Below are 23367 nucleotides of genomic sequence, written 5' to 3'. Positions count from 1 at the left end.
GATCTTTTCGTGAAGGGATCAAGCGTAAATCTGCGGCGCAGGTTGCTATGGAGTTTAGTGATTTTAGTTTTGTTATTTTCGGCCTTGGTGATTAGGCTTGCTTATGTACAGCTCGGGCAAGGCCCTGAATTGTCAGCAAAAGCAGAAGAATCCTGGCGTCGTAATATTCCTTACTCTGCCAAGCGAGGGGAGATCCTGGATCGAAATGGAACCTCTCTGGCCTATAATGTGACAACACCAACCATTATGGCTATCCCGGCACAAGTCAAGGAAGCTGAAACGACAGCCAGAGCGCTTGCCCCATTGCTGGGGATGACGGAAGAGAAAGTGCTGGCAACCATCAAGAAACGTGAACTCATTGTACGATTACAACCCGGCGGCCGCAAAATTACGATGGAGAAAGCTCAGCGCATCCGTGATTTGAAGCTTCCGGGTATCGTTGTTGCTGAGGACAATAAACGTTTTTATCCCTATGATGATCTGGCTGCTCATATTCTCGGATTTACGGGGATTGATAATCAGGGCCTAACGGGAGTCGAGAAGAAATATGATGATAAGCTGAATGGTTTGAATGGCAGTGTGTCCTACTTGTCCGATGCGGCCGGAAGGCTAATGCCGGGCTCATCCGAGAAGTATGTGGAACCGAAGGACGGCCTTAACCTCAAGCTGACCATTGATAAATCAATTCAGTCCATCATGGAGAGAGAACTGGATCAGGCCATGGTGAAATTCCAGGCGAACTCAGCTCTGGCTATAGCGATGAATCCCAAAACGGGTGAAATTTTGGGTATGTCGAGCAGGCCGGGATACGAACCGGCCGATTATCAACAATATCCTGCGGAGATTTACAATCGAAATTTACCGATCTGGATGACGTACGAACCAGGTTCTACGTTCAAGATCATTACCTTGGCAGCAGCACTTGAAGAGAAAAAGGTCAATCTGCAACAGGATCAATTTTTTGATCCCGGATATGTTGAGGTGGGTGGAGCCCGTCTGCGTTGCTGGAAAAAGGGCGGCCATGGAAGTCAGACTTTCCTGCAAGTTGTGGAGAACTCATGCAACCCGGGATTTGTGGCTCTGGGGCAGAGGCTGGGAAAAGAATCGCTGTTCTCCTATATTAAAGACTTTGGCTTCGGTACCAAAACAGGGATCGACCTTAGCGGAGAAGCCAGTGGAATTCTGTTCAAACTGTCCAGAGTGGGACCTGTCGAGCTTGCAACGACTGCTTTTGGTCAAGGTGTATCGGTTACACCTATTCAGCAAGTAGCAGCTGTGTCAGCGGCCATCAACGGGGGTAAACTTTACAAGCCATATGTTACGAAAGCGTGGGTCCATCCGGTAACGGGAGAAGTGATGGAAGAAGCCAAGCCGGAGCTGGTTCGTCAGGTGATCTCGGAGAATACATCCAAGCAAGTACGTGAAGCACTCGAGAGTGTTGTCGCGAAAGGTACCGGGCGTCCAGCGTTCATTGATGGATACCGGGTCGGTGGCAAAACAGGTACAGCCCAGAAGGTTATCAACGGACGTTATTCCTCAACCGAGCATATCGTATCCTTTATCGGATTTGCACCAGCAGATGACCCCCAGATTGTGGTCTATACTGCAGTGGATAATCCCAAAGGAATACAGTTCGGGGGTGTAGTTGCCGCTCCGATTGTACAGAACATCCTTGAGGATGCGCTGCATTACATGAATGTCCCTGTTCGGAAAGATCAGGTCGCCAAAGAATACAAATATGGTGAGACCAAAATCGTGACGGTTCCAGATCTGACAGGAGCCACAGTCGAAGATCTGTATGAAGACCTGAACATGAATTTTATGCTGGCGAAGTCCGGCAGTGGAAAATACGTGATTAATCAGGCGCCTAAGCCTGGGGCAAGGGTAGATCAGGGTTCAACCATCCGCATTTACATGGGTGATGTTCTGAACGATGCGCATGACCACACAAAGGATGATTAATGGGGCTTTGAAGCAGTTTGTGGTTTCAAGCGCAACAAAATTCATCCAAACGCGTTTCATTATTTGGTTGTATTGACGATATTAATAAATACAGACATATGCTAAAACAGAAGTATAATTGGAAAAGTGAGGTTATTCATGTGCTTTTAAAACAATTTGCATCGATGCTGACCACCGCCCGTCTCGTGGGCGAATCGAATACAGAATGCCAAAACCTTCAGACAGATTCCCGGCAGGTAAAACCGGGTGATCTGTTTATCTGTCTTCCGGGACATACGGTAGATGGTCATGATTATGCAGAAAAAGCTGTCAATGCCGGTGCAGTTGCATTGGTGGTTGAACGTCAGCTGGATCTGCCTGTGCCGCAATTGCTGGTGAAGGACAGTCGGTTTGCGATGGCTGTTCTGGCAGATTTCTTTTTTGACTCGCCAAGCCAGAAGATGAATATGATTGGTGTAACGGGAACGAACGGAAAAACGACGACCACCTATTTGATTGAAAAAATCATGAGTGATTTTGGACGCAAGACGGGATTGATCGGTACTATTCAAATGCGGTATGACGGTCGCACCTACCCGATGTCAGGAACGACACCAGAGGCGCTTGATCTGCAGCGTAGCTTGCATGATATGGTTCAGAAGGGGACGGATTGCTGTGTTATGGAAGTTTCTTCTCACGCATTGGAACAAGGGAGAGTAAAGGGAACGAATTTCCGTACTGCGGTATTCACTAATCTGACGCAGGATCATCTGGACTACCACCATTCCATGGAGGAATATCGCGGGGCCAAAGGGTTGTTCTTTGCACGACTGGGTAACGGGTATACCGAAGATGCTTCACAGCGTAAATTCGCTGTCATCAATGCAGATGATCCGGCTGCGGCATATTTCATCTCTGTGACTGCGGCTGAAGTGATTACATATGGAATGGGTGAAGAGGCGGATGTACGCGCATCCCAAATCTCAATTACCTCTCTGGGGACCTCTTTCCACGTGGATACATTTGCAGGCAGCACGGATATTCGCTTGCGCATGGTAGGTAAATTCAATGTGTACAATGCGATGGCAGCAATCTCTGCAGCGCTGGTGGAAGGCGTTCCATTGGAAGAGATCAAACGCAGTCTGGAGACAGTTCCGGGTGTGGATGGACGTGTTGAAGGAGTTGACGAAGGGCAGCCATTTGCTGTTATTGTCGACTACGCTCATACACCGGATGGACTGGAGAATGTACTGCGGACGGTGAAGGAATTTGCTGAAGGACGTGTGATCTGTGTGTTTGGCTGTGGGGGTGACAGAGATCGTACCAAACGACCTCTCATGGGTAAGATTGCTGCGATGTATAGCGATTTTGTACTCGTCACTTCTGATAATCCACGGACAGAAGATCCGGATCTGATTCTCAAAGACATTGAACAGGGCCTGATTGAAGAATCCGTTCCTGCTGAACGTTATACGATGATTGTGGATCGGCGCCAGGCGATTCATGAAGCTATTGAAATGGCAAGCCCAGCCGATGTAGTATTGATTGCGGGCAAGGGTCACGAGACCTATCAGATTATCGGCACAACCAAAACCGATTTTGATGACCGGATCATAGCCAAAGAAGCGATAAGGGGCAAATCCAATTGATAAAAAGAACATTGGCACGATTGGCCGAGATGTGTGGAGGAACATTAAGTGACGTTGCTGCTCATGGCAATGTAATGGTCGAAGGGGTGTTTACCGATTCGCGTAAACCTCTGGAGGGCAGTTTGTTTCTCCCGCTAGTGGGTGAAAGGTTTGACGGACACGAATTTGTGCAAGCCTGTCTAGAGAAGGGTGCCGCAGGGGCGATCTGGCAAAAGGATCATGGTACTCCGCCACAAGGAGCTGTCATTATTGTTAACGACACACTTGTCGCACTGCAAGCACTCGCATCTGCTTATCTAACGGAGAATAGAGCTGCTGTTGTTGGCATTACAGGCAGTAACGGCAAGACGACAACGAAGGACATCGTGGATGCGATTCTCTCGACGACGTTTAAAGTGCACAAGACGCAAGGCAACTTCAATAACCATATTGGTTTACCACTGACTGTACTAAGCATGGACCCGGATACAGAGATTATCATTTTGGAGATGGGTATGAGTGGTCGCGGGGAAATTAACGATTTATCGGTTATTGCGCAGCCTGATGTAGCGATCATTACCAATATAGGTGAATCTCACCTGCTGCAACTGGGGTCCAGATTGGAGATTGCCAGAGCCAAAGCCGAGATTGCAGCGGGAATGAAGCCGGGCGGATTACTGATCTACAACGGAGACGAGCCTTTAATTGCACAAGTCCTTGAAGAGCCCGCAACGAAACAACCAGAGGGATTGCAGCGGTTTACATTTGGTCTGCAAACCGATAATGATGACTATCCTACCGGACTCATGAATGCTCAGAACGGGGTTGTTTTCACCACGAAACAGTTTGGAGACCATGCAATTACGCTCCCCCTGCTGGGAACACATAATGTCATTAACTGTTTGGCTGCCCTCGCTGTAGCCCGTCATTTTGGAGTGACTACGGAACAGATTGCTGCGGGATTGTCCCGCTTGAAACTGACAGGCATGCGCATCGAGGTTACTCAAGGTGTTAGTGGTCTAACCCTGTTGAATGATGCATACAATGCAAGTCCAACCTCCATGAAGGCCGCAATCGATGTATTGGAAGGTCTGAAAGGGTATCACATGAAAGTGGCTGTGCTTGGTGATATGCTTGAACTTGGTCCCCAGGAGCAGGATCTGCATTACGGAATTGGAGAGTATATCACATCGGCCAAAATGGACATGGTGCTGGTATATGGTCCGCTATCAGCCAAGATTGCTGAAGGAGCAAGCAAGCATATGCCTACAGAGGCTGTGCATGCTTTTATAGATAAAGAAGAAATGACCCGTTATCTACTGGAGAAACTACATCCCAGAGACGTTGTCTTGTTCAAAGCCTCAAGAGGCATGAAGCTGGAGGACGTGGTCGAAGCACTACAAATAGCACCATTACAGAATCGAGTAGACTAGAGGGGTGAACCCATGGATTTTCAGGTATTACTGTTAACAATCGGCGTTTCATTTATTCTGGCGGTGATTGCCGCACCGCTCTTGATTCCGCTGTTACGACGAATGAAATTCGGGCAGCAGGTTAGGGAAGATGGGCCTCAGAGCCATTTGAAAAAAAGCGGAACACCTACAATGGGTGGCGTCGTCATTTTAGTTGCGTTCACATTGGCCTTTTTGAAATTTTCGGCAGTCAAGAATACAGACTTTTATGTCTTGCTCGTGGCTACGCTGGGATTTGGGCTGATAGGTTTCCTGGATGACTACATCAAAATTGTGTTCAAACGTTCGCTGGGACTAACGGCCAGACAAAAAATGCTGGGCCAATTATTCTTCAGTGCAGTGATGTGTTTCTTGCTGATCCAGAATGGGCACAGCACAGCCATTTCTATTCCGGGTACGTCATTCTCGTTCGACTGGACCGGATGGTTCTATTATCCGTTTGTTGTATTCATGATGCTTGCCATTACCAATGCGGTTAACTTTACCGATGGTCTGGATGGTTTGTTGTCCGGGGTAAGTGCGATTGCTTTTGGAGCGTTTGCCATTGTGGCGATGCAAGCCACGTCGATGCCAGCAGCTGTAGCTGCAGCAGCCATGATTGGAGCCGTGCTTGGTTTCTTGGTATATAACGCACATCCGGCCAAAGTGTTTATGGGAGACACAGGTTCTCTGGGCATTGGCGGTGCGATTGGCGCGGTAGCGATTGTAACCAAAACAGAGCTTCTATTTGTCATCATTGGCGGTATCTTTGTCATCGAGATCCTGTCTGTTATCATTCAAGTGGTATCATTCAAGACTCGCGGCAAGCGTGTATTCAAAATGAGCCCTATTCACCATCACTTTGAATTAAGTGGCTGGTCGGAATGGCGGGTTGTTATTACCTTTTGGGCGGTAGGCGCAATTTTGGCCGCTCTTGGACTTTATCTCAACAAGGGGTTGTAGATCATGAACCATCCTGAATCATATCGCGGACAACAAGTAGTTGTGCTCGGATTGGCCAAAAGCGGCGTACAAGTCGCCAAAGTGCTGGATCGTGCCGGAGCGAAGGTTACAGTAAATGATAAAAAAGAGAGAGAACAGTGTCCCGAAGCTTCCGAATTGGAGGCTTTGGGAATTTCTGTTGTATGCGGTGGGCATCCGGATGATCTGATTCACAGTGATGTGAAGCTGGTCGTCAAAAATCCCGGTATCCCATACCATGCTGCTCCAGTGCAGCAAGCTCTGGCATTAGGCATTAAAGTGGTGACAGAGGTAGAGGTCGCGTATCATCTATGTGCTGCACCCATGATTGGTATCACGGGCTCCAATGGCAAAACAACAACGACCACTTGGGTGGGGGAAATGTTGGAACATGCCGGCCTTAAGCCGATCATTGCCGGTAATATTGGAACACCTCTCTGTGAAGCGGCAGAGCAGGCTTCTCCAGATCACTGGATGGTTGTTGAGCTTAGCAGTTTCCAGCTCAAAGGAACGGCTGATTTCCGACCGCGTATTGCCAGCTTGCTTAACGTTGCAGAGACGCATCTGGACTATCATGGGAGCATGGATGATTATGTGGCTTCCAAATCCAAACTGTTCGCCAATCAGCAGCCTGACGACGTAGCTATCCTGAATTGGGATGATGCGGTATGTCGTGCTCTGGTTCCTTACATCAAAGGCAGACTGCTCCCCTTCTCAATGATAGAGAAATTGGATACAGGTGTGTATGCAGATCCTCCTTATGTGGATGGAGAAGAGGATGATGCGAAACGTCAGATGATCTACGCGGATGAAAATGGAGATCGCCACATCATTATCGACATCGAGAACATTGGCATCGCTGGACGATTCAATGTGGAAAATGCAATGGCTGCTGTGGCCATTGCCGTAGCTGCAGGAGCTGATCCAGCAGTGCTGGCTGCTCCGCTTGCAGACTTCAAGGCGGTTGAACACCGCCTTGAATATGTTTTGGAACATAATGGATCTGCGTACTACAACAACTCCAAAGCGACCAATTCAAAGGCTACGGTCATGGCTCTGAATTCGTTCAAGGAACCGGTCGTGTTAATTGCTGGAGGGCTGGATCGTGGATCAGACATGATGGAGTTGTTACCCTTGTTCCAGGAACGGGTAAAAGCTGTCGTTGCAATTGGAGAGACACGGACAAAAATTGCCAAGGTCGCGGAAATTGCCGGATTAAAGCAAATTAAGGTCGTCGATAATGAGGAGGACGCTGCCCGGACGTTAACCGTTGCTGTGCAGGAAGCATCGAAGCTTGCTACTGCCGGTGATGTCGTTTTGTTATCTCCGGCATGTGCAAGTTGGGATATGTTTGCTTCCTATGAAGAGCGGGGACGCATTTTTAAAGAGGCGGCGCATAACTTGTAAGTAGGGGGGTGGAAAAGCCCCTACTTCCATGCAAGGGGTGGCCTCCTGATGAAACAGACGCGACCAGCACCAGATATTTGGTTGCTGATTTGTATTTTGGCATTGCTTGCCATCGGCATCATAATGGTATATAGTGCGGGCTCCGTGCTTGCCTTTCATGATTATGGCGATTCATTTTATTTTGTAAAAAGACAGGCCTTGTTTGCGGTGCTTGGGCTTGTGGCCATGTTCGTAACTGCTAATGTAGACTATCGGGTGTGGAGGAAATATGCCAAGCCAATATTGATTGCCTGTTTTATTATGCTTATTGCGGTGCTCATTCCTGGAATTGGAGTGGTTCGCGGCGGCGCACGAAGTTGGCTTGGTATAGGTTCGTTCGGTATCCAGCCCTCAGAATTCATGAAGCTGGGCATGATTCTGTTTCTCGCTCACTGGCTGAGCAAGGAGCCGGGCAAAATCAAGACTTTCACAACGGGGCTTCTGCCACCGCTGGGATTGATCGGTTTGGCTTTTGGTATTATTATGCTGCAACCTGATTTGGGGACAGGCACCGTGATGATGGGAGCATCGATGCTTATTATTTTCACAGCCGGAGCACGAATGAAACATCTAAGCTTGCTTGCTCTTGGCGGCGTAGCCGGATTTGCAGCGTTGATCGCAGCAGCTCCCTATCGGTTGCAGCGTATCACAGCGTTTTTGGACCCGTGGTCCGACCCACTGGGTGCCGGTTATCAGATCATTCAATCGTTATACGCGATTGGTCCTGGTGGACTGGCGGGATTGGGACTGGGCATGAGCCGGCAGAAGTACAGTTATGTACCTGAACCGCAAACGGACTTTATTTTTAGTATTTTGGCCGAAGAACTCGGCTTTATAGGTGGAATGATTGTATTATTGTTGTTTCTGGTGTTGGTGTGGAGAGGAATGCGTGTAGCGATGACCGTCCCGGATGCCTTCGGCAGCCTGCTTGGTGTTGGTATCGTAGGTATGGTCGCCGTACAGGTCATTATTAACATTGGTGTTGTCATTGGAATGATGCCAGTTACGGGTATTACCTTACCTCTGATCAGTTACGGCGGATCATCATTGACCCTCATGCTCACAGCACTGGGCATTTTAGTGAACTTATCCCGTTATGCGAGGTGACTATGCGATGCGAGTCGTTCTAAGCGGTGGCGGTACGGGTGGACATATCTATCCGGCCGTTGCCATAGCAAGACAATGTGAGGCGGAGAACCCGGACTCGACATTTCTATATATTGGCGGAACCAGAGGGCTGGAAAGCAAACTGGTCCCCCAGGAAAACATTCCTTTTAAATCGATTGATATCACCGGTTTTCGGCGCAAATTATCCATCGACAACCTGAAAACGGTCATGCGTTTCATCCAAGGTGTACGCAAGTCCAAAAAAATGCTGAAGGAATTCAAACCGGATGTTGTAATTGGTACGGGGGGATATGTGTGTGGGCCTGTGGTGTATGCAGCAACAAAACTGGGGATTCCGAGTATAATTCATGAACAGAACGCCATTCCGGGTCTGACTAACAAATTTTTGATGCGTTATGTGGACACGGTTGCCGTTAGCTTTGAAGGTCTTGAAAAATCGTTTTCGGGTGCGAAAAAGGTGATCTACACTGGTAATCCGCGAGCGACTACGGTAGCTCAGGCTAGCCGTGATCGTGGTTTTGCCACATTAGGTGTACCGATGAACAGCCGAGTTGTTCTTGTGGTCGGTGGCAGTCGTGGAGCCAAAGCGATTAATAAAGCCATGGTGGACATGGCTCCAATGCTGGAACAACTGGATGATGTTCATGTGGTTTACGTGACAGGGGATACCTATTTTGATGAAACGCGTGAAGCCATCCGCAGTTCATTGGGTACAATGCCAAACCACCTGCATGTTCTGCCTTATGTGCACAATATGCCTGAGGTACTTGCTTGCACATCCTTGATTGTAAATCGTGCAGGGGCATCATTCCTTGCGGAGATTACATCACTGGGGATTCCTTCGATCCTGATTCCGTCACCTAACGTGACCAACAATCATCAGGAAGCCAATGCGCGCAAGCTTGAAGGTGGAGGCGCGTCGCTCACGATGCTGGAGAAGGATCTTACAGGCAAAGTACTGTATGAAGCCATCGCCGGCATTATGAATGATGAACTTGGGCGCAAACGAATGGCTGAAGCCTCCAGGAAACTGGGGAAACCGGATGCAGCTGAAGTGCTTGTGCGTGAAATTCAGCGTCTTGCTGCACGCCGATAAAGTGCGTTTGTGGGCGATTGTCACACACAAGACGGGACTGACATAAGATACCGTATAAATCGTGACCATCGTTCCATGGCGCCAGAACACGGTCTGTAGCAACAGAACATACCGTGTTATCGGTTTTGAAGCAAAGGAGAATGCACACATGTACCAGTGGATATCAATACTGTCCCAGCATAATGTTGGCAGAGTTCTTGAAAACGAATCGCTAGCCAAATACACCACATGGAAGATCGGCGGTCCTGCGGATGCACTGGTCATTCCGGAGAATAAAGAGCAGATGTTGCTTCTCGTTCAATTGCTTCACAAGCATCAGATTCCGTGGATGCAACTTGGACGGGGCTCAAACATGCTGGTGTCAGACAAAGGAATACGTGGTGTTGTTGTGAAACCTGGCGAAGGCTTTGATTATGCCGAGTTTCACGAAGACGGCGTAACCGCCGGAGCGGCTCATTCTTTTGTTAAACTCAGTGTGGTTGCTGCCAAAAAGGAATGGACCGGTCTGGAATTCGGCAGCGGTATCCCCGGTACTGTCGGTGGAGCCGTATACATGAACGCAGGTGCCCATGGATCGGATGTGTCACGGATATTCAAATTCGCTGAGATTGTACTGGAGACAGGGGAATTGGTACGTTACAGCAAGGAGGACATGGATTTTGCCTACCGCCACTCTGTTCTGCATGACCGGAGAGGCATCGTGCTGGAAGCTGCATTTGAACTTCAGCAGGGAGAGCGCAAAGTCATTTCGGAAGCCATGGCGGCTTACAAAGATCGCCGGCGCCGCACACAGCCACTGCAGATGGCATGTGCAGGCAGTGTGTTCCGAAATCCCCCCGGTGATCATGCAGCCCGTCTGATTGAAGCAGCAGGGCTGAAAGGATTGATTCAGGGAGGCGCACAGGTATCCACCATGCATGCCAATTTCATTGTCAATACAGGCCAAGCAACAGCAGAGGACGTTATCACCCTAATGCAGCACATTCAGAGCACTATATCATCTCAAAACGGTATTAACCTGGTACCGGAAGTCTTCGTAATGGGTGAGCGGTAAACCCCGGAGGTGATACATTGGACAAATTGGTGATTGAAGGCGGGAAACCCCTCTCAGGATCCATACGCATCCATGGAGCAAAAAATGCCGCTTTACCGATTATGGCCGCAAGTTTGTTGGCAGATGGAGAAGTTACACTGCATAACGTTCCACACTTGCTGGACATTGAAGTGATGCTGTATATCCTGGAACGGCTTGGATGCACGTGTCGGCATGAACAGGGAACAGTGACGATTAATACCTCGTCTATCCGGTCATATGATGTGCCAGAAGATCTAATGAAGCAGATGCGTTCTTCCATTTTTTTGATGGGACCATTACTGGCTAAGTTTGGGCAAGTGTCAGTGTACCAGCCAGGAGGCTGTGCCATTGGAGAACGCAAAATTGATCTTCACCTCCGGGGCCTGGAAGCGCTCGGAGCATTGATTGAAGAGCAGGACCAACAGATTATCTGTCATGGGAAGAATCTGGTAGGTACAGATATTCATTTGGATTTCCCGAGTGTGGGAGCAACCGAGAATATCATGATGGCAGCCGTTATGGCTAAAGGCACGACAACCATTTGCAACGCGGCAAGAGAACCTGAAATACAGGATCTGCAGCACTTCCTGAATGCTATGGGTGCAAGCATCATTGGTGCAGGAACGGATACGATTACGATTACTGGCGTTGAGAAACTGAAGCCTTGTTCGTATGAGATTATACCGGATCGAATCGTTGCTGGAACAGTGATGATCGCAGCCGCAGCAACGCGAGGCAATGTTACGCTTACACATTGCAATCCTGCTCACCTTACTTCACTTATACATGTGTTGAAGCGCACTGGTGTTCAAATCACAGTCTGCAATGATATAATGACGGTGAGCTGTATGAGCCGTCCAAAATCAGTAGACCGTATTGTGACTTCTCCGTATCCTTCGTTTCCGACAGATCTGCAATCGCAAATCATGGTGCTGCTCAGTCTGGCAGACGGATTCAGTGTGATGAAGGAAACGGTATTCGAGGGCCGGTTCAAACATGTGGATGAGCTGAATGTGATGGGGGCTGATATTTCAGTCGATCTGAACGCAGCATTTATCCGTGGTGTTCCCCGTCTATACGGGGCTACAGTAGAGGCAACCGATCTTCGTGCAGGTGCAGCTCTGGTTATTGCAGGTCTGGCTGCTCAAGGTAAAACGGTTGTGGAGCAAGTGCATCATATTGACCGGGGATACGATCAGATCGAGAAGTTATTCCAGAGTCTTGGAGCATCGGTTGAGCGACAGTCACCCGTTTCGAAAGAGTTGGATTTTGCCAATTAACGTCCTTGGCGTCCCCTTCTTGAAGGGAGGGGACCTAAGGCTTTGTGGAGCGCTACTTATGCCTAAAAGTCAAATTCCGGTTCTGAAGAAGAATCGGCCAAAAGGAAACACCAGCCGCAAAATTGTAATTATTCTGTTATTACTATTTATTGTATTACTCGCAGTATTATTCTTTCGGTCTTCCATGAGTCGGATTTCGGCAGTTGAAATTACGGGTAATGTATACACAGCGACTTCAGAACTGCTGGAGAAAAGCGGTCTGAGAGAAGGCGATCAATTTTTTGGGACAAGTACTGCCGAGGTTATCGAGCGGATCAAGACCATTAAGGCGATTTCAACCGTTACTGTGGACAAACAATTCCCTGGAATTATTCATATCAAAGTTCAGGAATATCCCACGGTTGCGTATGAACTGGGTTCTGACGGCACGCTAAAAGCCATACTGGCTAGTGGGACAAGCTTGACGGTGCCCGCAACGATTGGTGTTGCTGTAGAGAAGCCGATCTTGACCCAATGGAAGGCGGATGATCCGCTCAAAGCCAAGCTGAGCGAGACGCTGGCTAAAATCCCGAACGAATTGACGACGGATATTTCGGAAATTATTCCGAATCCAACGCCTTCTTTTCCAGATCAGATTCGGATGTATACCAAATCACAGTTTGAAGTGATTACAACCGTTTCTCTTTTATCGGATAAAGTAGAGTATCTGAATCAGGTGATTGAGACTGAACGGCCGGGGAAAATCACCATGCTTGAAGCAGATACCTATGTCCCTTTCATCCCGAATGACCCGGAAGATGATGCTGAACCGGGAGCAACACCCTGATCTTTGCCATCATGAGGCTGAACTGAATATGAAAGCCTAGGCGGGTCGGGGTTTGGCCCCGCCAGAGCAATGAAACTTGTTCTTTCTGAGATGAAGAAAAAATGATACACTTGAACTTATGGCACATGAGTTGCCTCCTTCTTTTTTCTTCAAGGTTTTATGTCTCGCAACCAGATTTTGACACCCAAAAACATTGTAGAAAAAAGAGGGAAAGCCTGAAGTGTGTTGAATATGTTTTAAGAGTGTTTAAATCCGAACGTATTTTACTATTGGAGTCAGGAGGTGCCACAGACTTGAGCAACAATGACATCATTGTTAGTTTGGACATCGGTACATCCAAAATTCGCGCTATTATTGGGGAAATGAATAATGGAACCTTTAATATTATAGGAGTTGGATCTGCCGACTCGGAGGGAATTCGCAAAGGTGTAATCGTAGATATCGATCAGACGGTGCAGTCGATCCGCAACGCAGTGGATCATGCAGAACGTATGGTGGGTATTCAAATATCCGAAGTGTATGTTGGAATCTCGGGAAATCATATCGGACTGATGAGCAGTCACGGCGTCGTGGCTGTGTCTAACGAGGATCGTGAAATCGGAGAAGAAGACATGGAGCGGGTGTTGAAAGCAGCCGAAGTCATTGCAGTTCCGCCGGAACGGGAAATTATTGATGTTGTCGCCAAGCAATATGTTGTAGATGGCTTGGAGGGCATACAGGACCCCCGTGGTATGATTGGTGTTCGTCTGGAAGTTGAAGCAACGATCATTACGGGTGCAAAAACCGCGATACATAATCTTTTGCGCTGCGTGGAAAAAGCGGGTCTGAAAGTAAGCGATCTGGTTCTCATGTCGCTTGGAGCGGGTCAACTGGCTTTGTCCAAAGATGAAAAAACGATGGGTTCCGTGCTTGTTGATATTGGAGCAGGTGCAACAACCATCGCCATTTTTGAAGAAGACAGTCTTGTCGCAACATCAACGTTGCCGATTGGCGGGGAGTTTGTAACGAATGATATCGCCTATGGCCTACGCACGTTAACGGATCAAGCGGAGAAAGTGAAACTGAAATATGGCTGCGCCTGGTTGGATGATGCTGCTGCGGATGTTATGTTCAAAGTAACCCGAATCGGCAGTAATGTAGACAAGGAGTTTTCACAGGAGGATCTGGCGGCTATTATTGAACCTCGGGTTCAGGAAATATTCCAGATGATCTCTCAAGAAGTGAAACGTCTTGGTTACAACGAGCTTCCTGGAGGTTATATACTAACGGGAGGTACGGTCTCTATGCCGGGGGTTCTGCAGGTCGCTCAGCATGAGCTTGCTGCTTCGGTACGAGTTGCAGTTCCGGATTATATTGGTGTGCGTGACCCTGGTTTCACAAGTGGAGTCGGCATATTGCACAGTGTAATTCGCAGTTTGCGCATTCGTCCCTCGATCAATAACGGCGGTGGAAATAACAACAATAATAATAACAACAAGAAACCGACCAACCGTCCGAAGCCGAATGCGGCACAGGAATCGGAGCAAAAACCCGGTCTGTTCGAACGGCTGAAGAATATGTTCAGTGAATTTATATAACAGGTTGGATCCATTTCATACATTCTTGAAGCCGTCTGAATGCGCCGGTACTAAAATAAACGCTTTCGTTCGTCGATATATGAAATTGATTCGGTTCAAATCAAAAATTGGACGGGCCATCCATGCACATTGAGGGGGAGATGGAATAATATGTTGGAATTTGATTTCGAGATGGAGAGCTTGGCTCAAATTAAAGTCATCGGTGTAGGCGGCGGCGGAAGCAATGCAGTCAACCGTATGATTGAAAATGGTGTACAAGGTGTTGAATTTATTACGGTGAATACGGATGCTCAGGCGTTACACCTGGCGAAATCCGAGCATAAATTGCAAATCGGTGATAAATTGACTCGTGGTCTTGGCGCTGGCGCCAACCCGGATGTAGGTAAAAAAGCAGCGGAAGAGTCCCGCGATCTGATCATGAACACGTTGAAAGGTGCAGATATGGTATTTGTTACAGCCGGTATGGGCGGCGGTACAGGTACAGGTGCGGCTCCGGTTATTGCCGAAATCGCTAAAGAGTGTGGTGCACTTACCGTTGGTGTCGTAACTCGTCCATTTACATTTGAAGGACGCAAGCGTTCCAGCCATGCAGAGCAAGGTATTGAAGCTCTCAAAGAAAAAGTCGACACACTGATCGTGATTCCTAATGATCGTTTGCTCGAGATCGTAGACAAAAAGACTCCTATGCTTGAAGCATTCCGTCAAGCGGATAACGTACTTCGTCAAGCTGTACAAGGTATCTCTGATTTGATCGCTGTACCGGGTCTGATCAACCTTGACTTTGCTGACGTCAAAACGATTATGCATGAACGTGGTTCTGCCCTTATGGGAATTGGTGAATCAACTGGTGAGAATCGTGCCGCAGAAGCAGCACGGAAAGCCATTATGAGTCCTTTGCTTGAAACTTCTATTGAAGGTGCTCGCGGGGTAATCATGAACATTACGGGTGGCGTTAATCTGTCCCTGTATGAAGTGAACGAAGCGGCAGAGATCGTAACGTCTGCTTCCGACCCGGAAGTGAATATGATCTTTGGTGCCATCATTGACGAAGACCTGAAAGAGGAGATTAAGGTTACGGTTATTGCAACTGGTTTTGAAGATAAACCTGCTCCACCACCACCAGGACGTAAGCCAGCTCCGGCAACAGCGGAGACGACGGATACGCGTTCGCCGAACCTGCGTCCTTTCGGAAATCAGCCAAGCAATGATCAGCTGGACATTCCGACATTTTTACGCAATCGTTCACGCAATAATAACAACGATTAATACGCATATCGATTTATTGAAAACCCGGTGCTCCAGATGGAGCGACCGGGTTTTTTCTGTTTTTTTTAGATATCATAGCATACAGCATTGAACAAATTCTGAACAACCGGTTTGAGCAATTCCGACAAAAAAAGTTGGAAACACACCCCCATGATTAGACAGACTTTGAACAGGGGGCTCCGTATACTTGTGAATATGCTCATGAATATCAGGATACCGGTATACGGGTATTTCGATATGTTGGTTGCAGGTAGGTGAAGAGTTTGGTTGTGTATGTGGATCTTATTTTTTTGACAAACCTGTGTATTGACGGTGCACTCATTGGACTGACCGCCTGGATGCGCAAAACAAAGCTGGTCTGGTGGAGATGGTTGCTATCAGCCATTGTGGGCGCATTATACGTGGTCATGATGTTTGTACCGGAGTTTGATTTTATGTTCACCTTTTTGATCAAGTTCGGATTCTCGCTGGTCATGCTTATTATTGCTTTTGGTTTTAAGGGTCTGCAGGCTTTTGCGAGGACGCTCGGTACCTTCTATGTGATTAATTTTGTCGCTGCCGGAGGTATTCTGGGTGTGCATTACATGCTTCAGAGCTCCGGAGAGCTGTTTAACGGCATTTGGTTCACGGCTTCTGGCGGGATGTCATTTGATCTGAAGATTGCCTTCTGGTTCACGTTTATTGTATTTTTTGCTGTCCTGTTATTATTCAAAGCTGTGCAGAGCTCGAAACAGAAAACGGATCGCATGACGACCTATTTGGGTAAAGTTGAGGTCTGCATCGATGAGGTAGTCATTTCTTGTACAGGCCTTCTGGATACGGGCAATCAACTCACAGATCCCTTATCGCGTATGCCGGTCATGGTGATGGAGGTTTCGTTATGGCAAGACATGCTGCCGGCTTCGTGGAAGGGCAGACTCAAGGACGAGGCGCCGGACAACCTTATTATGGAGCTTGATCAGGAAAGTTTTCAGTGGCAGGATCGATTGCGGCTTGTGCCCTATCGGGGCATTAACAAAGGGACTGCGTTTATGCTGGCGATGAAGCCGGACCGGGTGAAGGTAACGATGGAGGAAACATGTTATGAGACGACAAGGGTATTAATCGGGCTGGATGGAGGTGTTTTGTCGTCGGATGGGAAATACCAGGCCGTGATTCATCCTGAACTTGTGCAAGACGCTGCTTCTGCGCAGTCTACGGCTCTCTCTGCGGGAGCAACAGAAAAGCCGCTGAATGTGGTATAGGAGGAACGTACATGCTTGTGAAATGGAAACTGGTGGCGCAGCTGCAATATTACCGTCTGTTATTTTTGTTGGGACTCAAGAGTGAAGAGATTTATTACATTGGGGGAAGCGAGGCACTTCCGCCGCCATTGACACGGGAAGAGGAAGAATTTTTGCTGCAAAAATTATCCTCGGGAGACTCCGCCATTCGCGCGATGCTCATTGAGCGCAACCTGCGTCTGGTGGTATACATTGCACGTAAATTTGAAAATACAGGAATCAATATTGAGGATTTGGTCTCCATTGGAGCCATCGGGCTGATTAAGGCAGTTAATACATTCGACCCCGAAAAGAAAATCAAACTGGCAACCTATGCTTCGCGTTGTATCGAAAATGAAATTTTGATGTACCTGCGGCGCAATAGTAAGATCCGAACTGAAGTTTCTTTTGATGAACCCCTTAACATTGATTGGGATGGAAATGAACTATTATTATCCGATGTATTGGGTACAGAAAACGATACAATCTATCGGAATATTGAAGAGCAGGTAGACCGGAAGCTTTTGCACAAGGCACTGGAAAAATTAACGGAACGCGAGCGAATGATTATGGAGCTTCGTTTTGGCTTGACGGATGGGGAAGAAAAGACTCAAAAAGATGTAGCGGATCTACTTGGAATCTCCCAATCCTACATCTCTCGACTGGAAAAAAGAATCATTAAAAGACTCCGCAAGGAGTTCAATAAAATGGTCTGAAATACATTGTTGGTCAGAATGGTTATTACTGGCAAGGATGCCAAGTACGAATAAAAAAGCCTGCCCCGGAGATAATGTACATTAATGTTTCTCCTTGGGAGGTAAATCACGATGACCCGAAACAAAGTCGAGATTTGTGGCGTGGACACCGCAAAATTGCCTGTCCTCACCAACACTGAAATGCGGGAATTGTTTCATTCCCTTCAGCAACACCATGATCGCTCAGCAAGAGAGAAATTAGTGAATGGCAACCTGCGTCTGGTACTCAGTGTCATTCAGCGTTTTAACAATCGGGGGGAGTTTGTCGATGATCTGTTCCAGGTTGGTTGCATCGGCCTGATGAAAGCCATTGATAATTTTGATTTATCCCAGAATGTCAAATTTTCAACCTACGCGGTGCCGATGATTATCGGTGAAATCCGTCGATACCTGCGTGATAATAACCCGATTCGGGTATCTCGCTCCTTGAGGGACATTGCTTACAAAGCACTTCAGGTGCGTGACAGCCTGACGAATAAAAACTCTCGGGAACCGACGATATTCGAAATTGCGGAAGTACTGAATGTGCCGAAGGAAGATGTTGTTTTTGCATTGGACGCCATTCAGGACCCGGTCTCGCTCTTCGAACCGATCTATCATGATGGTGGAGATCCGATCTATGTTATGGATCAGATCAGTGATGACAGAAACAAGGATGTGTCGTGGATTGAGGAAATTGCGCTCCGCGAAGCGATGCATCGTCTTGGTCAGCGGGAAAAAATGATTCTGTCGATGCGGTTTTTCGAAGGGAAAACCCAGATGGAGGTAGCTGATGAGATTGGCATTTCCCAGGCTCAGGTATCACGTCTGGAGAAATCAGCGATACAGCAGATGCAAAAACATGTAAAGTCGTAACTTGATGCAAAGGCAGGAGGACGATCAATCGGGGCAGTGTATACCGTTGGTCGTCTTTTTGTTTTGGACCTTTCCACATTCGATGAAAAACAGGACATTTTTCGCCCCTGAAACATATATTGTATAGAAGCATGAGGAACGGGCAGAAGAGGAATAACAGGGGGCGGAAATGAATGAAAGTAAATACGAGCGAAGTAGCGGCACGAGGCATGAAAATCTCGGACTTTCAGACAAAGGATGTCATTAACATTACGGATGGTAAACGTCTGGGTCAGATCAGTGACTTGGAGCTGGACCTGAAACAGGGAAGAATTGAAGCGATTGTTGTGCCAGGGTACAGCCGTTTTATGGGCCTCTTTGGCGGGGGAACGGACCTGGTCATTCCTTGGAGGAATATTGTGAAGATTGGTTCTGATGTGATTCTCGTGAAGATGGATGAGGTTAAGGAAAACACGTATGACGAGCGTGATCGGGAAGCGCGTCTGTATGATGAACAGCAACATAACCGCACAGAACGTGTGGAACGCCTTGAGCGTTCGGAACGTAATCAGCGTCGAACGATATAAATGAGACAGAATGTGGCTCATTTGGTACACTGGAAGTGGTGAGGTGAGAGAATGGAACCCTTTGTATTGAATAAGGAATTACGTGAACGGACAGAGAATCCTAACTCAGATTTCGGTTCTGACCCGTTATTATTATATGTTGAGCCTTGGAGACAGCAGTTTGAAAAGTTGACGGTCGGGTTTACCACAAGACATGGTGGAGTCGGAAATGTTCCCTATGCTACGCTCAATTGTGCTTATCACGTGGGGGATGATCCTAAAGATGTACTTAACAACCGCAGGCTTGTAACCCAGAAGCTTGGATTTGCAGCAGAAGCATGGACCTGTGGAGAGCAGGTACATGGCAAACATGTAGCTGTAATTACCGCTGAAGATCGGAGCAGGGGATTATTTGATCGTCAATCTGCGTTGCAGGATACAGATGGATTGGTCACGAATGTGCCTGGGGTGCTGCTGACTTCTTTCTATGCCGACTGTGTTCCGCTTTATTTCTATGACCCTGTGCAGCAGGCTGTAGGTCTTGCTCATGCTGGCTGGAAAGGTACAGTCGCGGGTATCGCCGTATCCATGGTGGAGACGATGGAGCGGGAGTATGGAAGCCGTAGACAGGATATTCGGGCTGCCATCGGTCCGTCCATTGGGGATTGCTGTTATGAAGTGGATGAGGCGGTTATGCAGCATGTACGGGTTTGGTTTGATGATTCCCCGGTTAATGATAAATACGAGGATTCTGCTTCTAAACAAGCTTATCGACCCGTCAATAACGGCAAAACGATGTTAAACTTGAAAGAATGTAATCGACACATTATGATGAAAGCAGGAATAATGCCGGATCATATCGAATGTACAACATGGTGTACAAGTTGTCATCCCGAACTCTTTTTCTCCTACCGGAAGGAAAATGGTGTTACAGGACGGATGGCGAGCTGGATTGGGCTGGAAGAGAGGTGACCCTCTGTGTCTTTGGAGGAGCGTATACAACAGGTGAATCAGAAGATCGAGGATGCATGCCGGCGCAGTAACCGTCAACGTGATGATGTGAATGTGATTGCGGTCACGAAGTATGTCTCACTTGAAACAACGGGATCGGTGCTGAATCATGGTCTTGAGCATATTGGAGAAAACCGGTGGCAGGATGCACAGGCCAAATGGGAAGCGTTTGGTCAACAGGGTACCTGGCATTTTATCGGTCATTTGCAGACGAACAAGGTGAAAGACGTAATTGGCAAGTTTCGTTACATACATTCACTGGATCGTTTGTCATTGGCAAAGGAGTTGGATAAGAAAGCAGCTTCACTTGGCATCCAAGTGGAAACGTTTTTGCAGGTGAATATTTCGGGTGAAGAGAGCAAATATGGCTTACAACCTGAACAGGCAAGTTCATTTTTGCGTGATATTCGTTCATTCAACAATCTCAAGGTCGTCGGCCTGATGACCATGGCACCTCATGAGGAAAATCCGGAGCTGACGCGTCCCGTATTTCGTGGATTGCGTGAGCTGAGAGATCAATTAAATGGACAAGCCCTTACAGCAGAACCGTTGACTGAACTGTCGATGGGGATGTCCAATGATTTTGAAGTGGCCATTGAAGAAGGTGCAACCTGGGTACGACTGGGATCGATTCTCGTAGGAAAAGAGGAGGGTTCACGATGGGCGTAATGAATAAATTTATGAATTTTCTCGGACTTCAGGAAGAGGAAGAGATTGTGGAACGTGAACGTATGGCTGCGCAGGAGGAAAATGAACCTGAACAGCAGGAAGCTGAAACTTCCAGTCTCGATAAACGTAGAAACCAAAGGGGGAATAATGTGGTGAGCATTCATTCCCAGAAAAATGTTAAAGTTGTCCTGTATGAACCGCGTTCTTACGACGAGGCTCAGGAGATTGCCGACCATCTGCGTTCGCATCGTACCGTTGTGGTGAACTTGCAACGAATACGTCAGGACCAAGCGCTGCGCGTTATTGATTTTTTGAGTGGCACGGTATACGCATTGGGTGGCGGTATTTCCAAAATCGGCGGAAACATTTTTCTCTGCACGCCAGATACGGTTGAAATTCAGGGCTCAATTACGGAAATACTGGCTGACAGCGAGCAAGATTATAACAGAATGAGGTGAGCCACTTTTGTATCAGATTGAAAGCGTGTTGTACACGTTATACCAGATTTACTTTTACATGGTCATTGTCTACATATTGATGTCTTGGCTTCCCAATGCGCGGGAAAGCTTCATCGGTGAATGGCTGGGCAAATTAGTGGAACCATATCTAAGACCATTCCGTCGATTTATCCCCCCTTTGTTCGGTGTGCTGGATATTTCCCCGATTGTGGCGCTGATCGTTCTGCAACTCGCGCTTAATGGGCTGATCTCCATACTTCGGTATTTTGTATATTAGGGTAGGGTGACATAGATGAGCGGTGAAATTTACGAACATTTTAGCCATGATGAGCGGGATTTCGTAGATAAGGCTTCGGATTGGGTTGAGCGTGCAGGTAGATATCATGACATGAAGCTAACTGACTTTCTTGATCCAAGACAGGTTTTTATTTTACAAACTCTTGCCAATCGTCGTAATGACGTTCAGATTCGTCTGGATGGTGGTTACGAGACTGCTGAGCGCAAGCGTGCGCTGGTTGCGCCTGATTACATGTATCTGGATGATGAGGATATGGGTATGCAGGTGCTCAGTATCACGTCTGATGATCAGAAAATCTCGGAGCTGGAGCATGGGGACTATATGGGTTCCCTGCTCGGGCTTGGGATGAAACGTGGAAAGATCGGGGATATCCAAGTGCTGGAGGACGGTTGCCATACGGTGGTGGCGGCGGAAACCGGCGCTTTTTTATCGCTTCAACTGAATCAGGTGCATCGGTTACATGTGTTCACGGAGTTACTTCCTTTGGATCAGATGCAATGGTCAGAGAACAAACTGGAGACGATGGACATTACGGTCGCTTCGCTTCGTCTGGATGGAATCTGTGCAGATGTGTATCGGCTTAGTCGCAGCAAAGTGCTGGTGCCGATCAAGGCCGGGCGCTGCCGTGTGAACTGGAAGGTTGAGGAAGATCCCTCCAAATCCCTAAAAGCGGGGGATGTCGTATCCATTCAGGGGTTTGGTCGTTTCAAGGTTATTGAACAGGACGGCATGACAAAAAAAGGGCGCTGTCGAGTGAAAATCGGCAAATTTGCCTGAGTCTGTTGCAGGAAAATTGGCTTTCTTGTCGAAATGTTTATCATAAAGGTGTAAAAATTACGCGGTGTATCCGATATACATTAAGTCAAAGTTTTATGCTGCAAACCTTCTCTGGACGGGAAGGAACTTTTACAGGAGGTGGACAGCATGCCATTAACGCCGCTGGACATACACAACAAGGAATTTTCCCGACGTTTGCGCGGGTATGACGAGGATGAAGTCAATGAATTCCTGGATCAAGTCATCAAAGATTACGAAGGCGTCATTCGCGAGAACAAAGAGCTGAGCAATCAGTTGCTGTCCGTTCAGGAAAAGCTGGATCATTTTTCCACGATTGAAGAAACACTTAGCAAAACGATCATCATTGCGCAGGAAGCTGCTGATGATGTGAAGAGTAATGCGAAGAAAGAAGCACAGTTGATCGTGAAGGAAGCAGAGAAAAATGCAGACCGGATCGTGAACGAATCGTTAGGCAAATCACGTAAAATTGCTTTGGAAGTGGAAGAACTGAAAAAGCAGGCCTCGATTTATCGTGCCCGTTTCCGCACGCTTGTTGAAGCGCAGCTTGAACTGTTGACTCAGGATGGTTGGGAAGTGCTGGAGAGCCGGGAGCAGGAAGTGCGTGACCGTGAGCGGGAGATGAAAGAAATTTATTAGTCTGTCGCCTGGTTGACTTTTGTCTGCAAAGAGGCTATAACTATATTCATAATGAATAGTGATTCTATGACGGGTTCAGTACGTTATGATCTCATCCCTCAGAGAGTTGGTGGTTGGTGCAAACCAATGGATGAGTTATAGCCGAATATCTCCCCGGAGAAGTGACGCTGAAGCGGTATACTTGATTGCCGTGTGTAAGCCGAACCGTAAGCCGTACGTTATAACGGCACCCTGCGGTAGTATAGCGGGGCATAAGCGCTGTTGATGACAGAGCATACCCAGGCTTGCTTGGATGTGGTTTGTGATGAACAGAATTAGGGTGGTAACGCGAGTATAGCCTCGTCCCTTTCCAGGGATGGGGCTTTTTTGTGTCCAAAAAAGGCGA

22 protein-coding genes and 1 other annotated feature are annotated in these 23367 nt (G+C 47.6%); all 22 genes read left to right on the top strand.

Going from position 1 to position 23367, the window contains the following annotated elements:
• Window positions 1–9 precede the first annotated feature (9 nt).
• Window positions 10–1962 carry a stage V sporulation protein D gene (locus OM416_RS06795; RefSeq protein ID WP_264928064.1) on the top strand — a complete coding sequence of 651 codons (1953 nt, stop codon included), beginning with the start codon at window positions 10–12 and terminating at the stop codon, window positions 1960–1962.
• A 140-nt stretch (window positions 1963–2102) separates the two neighbouring features.
• Complete coding sequence (locus tag OM416_RS06790) at window positions 2103–3590, top strand: UDP-N-acetylmuramoyl-L-alanyl-D-glutamate--2,6-diaminopimelate ligase (RefSeq protein ID WP_264928063.1); 1488 nt, start codon at window positions 2103–2105, stop codon at window positions 3588–3590.
• Window positions 3590–5002, top strand: a complete 1413-nt coding sequence (locus OM416_RS06785; RefSeq protein ID WP_319951902.1) for a UDP-N-acetylmuramoyl-tripeptide--D-alanyl-D-alanine ligase — start codon at window positions 3590–3592, stop codon at window positions 5000–5002. The genes OM416_RS06790 and OM416_RS06785 overlap by 1 nt, the downstream gene beginning before the upstream one ends.
• A gap of 12 nt (window positions 5003–5014) precedes the next feature.
• Window positions 5015–5983 (top strand): phospho-N-acetylmuramoyl-pentapeptide-transferase, encoded by a 969-nt coding sequence (gene mraY, locus OM416_RS06780; RefSeq protein WP_169481619.1) that lies wholly within the window; start codon window positions 5015–5017, stop codon window positions 5981–5983.
• A 3-nt stretch (window positions 5984–5986) separates the two neighbouring features.
• Window positions 5987–7408, top strand: coding sequence for a UDP-N-acetylmuramoyl-L-alanine--D-glutamate ligase (gene murD, locus OM416_RS06775; protein WP_264928060.1), 1422 nt, complete (start codon window positions 5987–5989; stop codon window positions 7406–7408).
• A 48-nt stretch (window positions 7409–7456) separates the two neighbouring features.
• A complete protein-coding gene (gene spoVE / locus OM416_RS06770; RefSeq protein WP_062835457.1) occupies window positions 7457–8554 on the top strand; it encodes a stage V sporulation protein E in 1098 nt (365 codons plus the stop codon).
• Between the two features lie 7 nt (window positions 8555–8561).
• Window positions 8562–9671, top strand: coding sequence for an undecaprenyldiphospho-muramoylpentapeptide beta-N-acetylglucosaminyltransferase (gene murG, locus OM416_RS06765; RefSeq protein ID WP_169481616.1), 1110 nt, complete (start codon window positions 8562–8564; stop codon window positions 9669–9671).
• Window positions 9672–9819: 148 nt separating this feature from the next.
• Window positions 9820–10725, top strand: a complete 906-nt coding sequence (gene murB / locus OM416_RS06760; RefSeq protein WP_264928058.1) for a UDP-N-acetylmuramate dehydrogenase — start codon at window positions 9820–9822, stop codon at window positions 10723–10725.
• A 17-nt stretch (window positions 10726–10742) separates the two neighbouring features.
• Window positions 10743–12026, top strand: a complete 1284-nt coding sequence (gene murA, locus OM416_RS06755) for a UDP-N-acetylglucosamine 1-carboxyvinyltransferase (protein ID WP_264928057.1) — start codon at window positions 10743–10745, stop codon at window positions 12024–12026.
• Window positions 12027–12084: 58 nt separating this feature from the next.
• Entirely contained in the window at window positions 12085–12852 is a 768-nt protein-coding gene (locus OM416_RS06750) for a cell division protein FtsQ/DivIB (protein WP_264928056.1), read from the top strand.
• A 293-nt stretch (window positions 12853–13145) separates the two neighbouring features.
• A complete protein-coding gene (ftsA, locus tag OM416_RS06745; protein ID WP_076211532.1) occupies window positions 13146–14429 on the top strand; it encodes a cell division protein FtsA in 1284 nt (427 codons plus the stop codon).
• A gap of 150 nt (window positions 14430–14579) precedes the next feature.
• Window positions 14580–15695, top strand: coding sequence for a cell division protein FtsZ (gene ftsZ / locus OM416_RS06740; RefSeq protein WP_017687306.1), 1116 nt, complete (start codon window positions 14580–14582; stop codon window positions 15693–15695).
• 263 nt (window positions 15696–15958) lie between these two features.
• A complete protein-coding gene (gene spoIIGA / locus OM416_RS06735; RefSeq protein WP_264928858.1) occupies window positions 15959–16939 on the top strand; it encodes a sigma-E processing peptidase SpoIIGA in 981 nt (326 codons plus the stop codon).
• An 11-nt stretch (window positions 16940–16950) separates the two neighbouring features.
• Window positions 16951–17673, top strand: coding sequence for an RNA polymerase sporulation sigma factor SigE (gene sigE, locus OM416_RS06730; protein WP_017687308.1), 723 nt, complete (start codon window positions 16951–16953; stop codon window positions 17671–17673).
• A gap of 111 nt (window positions 17674–17784) precedes the next feature.
• Window positions 17785–18567: an RNA polymerase sporulation sigma factor SigG gene (gene sigG, locus OM416_RS06725; RefSeq protein WP_017687309.1), complete on the top strand. Its 783-nt coding sequence runs from the start codon at window positions 17785–17787 to the stop codon at window positions 18565–18567.
• 173 nt (window positions 18568–18740) lie between these two features.
• Window positions 18741–19133 (top strand): YlmC/YmxH family sporulation protein, encoded by a 393-nt coding sequence (locus OM416_RS06720; protein ID WP_062835450.1) that lies wholly within the window; start codon window positions 18741–18743, stop codon window positions 19131–19133.
• A 51-nt stretch (window positions 19134–19184) separates the two neighbouring features.
• The gene (pgeF, locus tag OM416_RS06715; RefSeq protein WP_264928051.1) at window positions 19185–20084 is read left to right on the top strand and encodes a peptidoglycan editing factor PgeF; all 900 of its coding nucleotides are present in this window, start codon (window positions 19185–19187) and stop codon (window positions 20082–20084) included.
• 6 nt (window positions 20085–20090) lie between these two features.
• A complete protein-coding gene (locus tag OM416_RS06710) occupies window positions 20091–20792 on the top strand; it encodes a YggS family pyridoxal phosphate-dependent enzyme (protein WP_169481610.1) in 702 nt (233 codons plus the stop codon).
• A complete protein-coding gene (locus tag OM416_RS06705) occupies window positions 20783–21250 on the top strand; it encodes a cell division protein SepF (RefSeq protein WP_062835447.1) in 468 nt (155 codons plus the stop codon). Before OM416_RS06710 ends, OM416_RS06705 begins: the two co-directional genes overlap by 10 nt.
• Window positions 21251–21257: 7 nt before the next feature.
• On the top strand, window positions 21258–21527 hold the full coding sequence (locus tag OM416_RS06700) for a YggT family protein (protein ID WP_260632824.1): 270 nt from the start codon (window positions 21258–21260) through the stop codon (window positions 21525–21527).
• A 15-nt stretch (window positions 21528–21542) separates the two neighbouring features.
• The gene (locus OM416_RS06695) at window positions 21543–22325 is read left to right on the top strand and encodes an RNA-binding protein (protein WP_264928050.1); all 783 of its coding nucleotides are present in this window, start codon (window positions 21543–21545) and stop codon (window positions 22323–22325) included.
• Between the two features lie 147 nt (window positions 22326–22472).
• Window positions 22473–22982, top strand: a complete 510-nt coding sequence (locus OM416_RS06690; protein WP_215077504.1) for a DivIVA domain-containing protein — start codon at window positions 22473–22475, stop codon at window positions 22980–22982.
• 57 nt (window positions 22983–23039) lie between these two features.
• Window positions 23040–23332 (top strand) — a binding site (T-box leader).
• Window positions 23333–23367 lie beyond the last annotated feature (35 nt).

It is taken from the genome of Paenibacillus sp. LS1 (assembly GCF_026013365.1).
GTDB lineage: Bacteria > Bacillota > Bacilli > Paenibacillales > Paenibacillaceae > Paenibacillus.
The sequence above is the reverse complement of the archived record's forward strand: the minus strand, read 5'-3'. Positions and strand labels throughout refer to the sequence as shown.

What these genes read in the sequence shown, in the direction of transcription:
- mraY (WP_169481619.1), top strand. Translation starts at nt 5,015, where the DNA reads ATGGATTTTCAGGTATTACTGTTAACAATCGGCGTTTCATTTATTCTG.
- murD (WP_264928060.1), top strand. Translation starts at nt 5,987, where the DNA reads ATGAACCATCCTGAATCATATCGCGGACAACAAGTAGTTGTGCTCGGA.
- spoVE (WP_062835457.1), top strand. Translation starts at nt 7,457, where the DNA reads ATGAAACAGACGCGACCAGCACCAGATATTTGGTTGCTGATTTGTATT.
- murG (WP_169481616.1), top strand. Translation starts at nt 8,562, where the DNA reads ATGCGAGTCGTTCTAAGCGGTGGCGGTACGGGTGGACATATCTATCCG.
- murB (WP_264928058.1), top strand. Translation starts at nt 9,820, where the DNA reads ATGTACCAGTGGATATCAATACTGTCCCAGCATAATGTTGGCAGAGTT.
- OM416_RS06750 (WP_264928056.1), top strand. Translation starts at nt 12,085, where the DNA reads ATGCCTAAAAGTCAAATTCCGGTTCTGAAGAAGAATCGGCCAAAAGGA.
- ftsZ (WP_017687306.1), top strand. Translation starts at nt 14,580, where the DNA reads ATGTTGGAATTTGATTTCGAGATGGAGAGCTTGGCTCAAATTAAAGTC.
- sigE (WP_017687308.1), top strand. Translation starts at nt 16,951, where the DNA reads ATGCTTGTGAAATGGAAACTGGTGGCGCAGCTGCAATATTACCGTCTG.
- sigG (WP_017687309.1), top strand. Translation starts at nt 17,785, where the DNA reads ATGACCCGAAACAAAGTCGAGATTTGTGGCGTGGACACCGCAAAATTG.
- OM416_RS06720 (WP_062835450.1), top strand. Translation starts at nt 18,741, where the DNA reads ATGAAAGTAAATACGAGCGAAGTAGCGGCACGAGGCATGAAAATCTCG.
- pgeF (WP_264928051.1), top strand. Translation starts at nt 19,185, where the DNA reads ATGGAACCCTTTGTATTGAATAAGGAATTACGTGAACGGACAGAGAAT.
- OM416_RS06705 (WP_062835447.1), top strand. Translation starts at nt 20,783, where the DNA reads ATGGGCGTAATGAATAAATTTATGAATTTTCTCGGACTTCAGGAAGAG.
- OM416_RS06695 (WP_264928050.1), top strand. Translation starts at nt 21,543, where the DNA reads ATGAGCGGTGAAATTTACGAACATTTTAGCCATGATGAGCGGGATTTC.
- OM416_RS06690 (WP_215077504.1), top strand. Translation starts at nt 22,473, where the DNA reads ATGCCATTAACGCCGCTGGACATACACAACAAGGAATTTTCCCGACGT.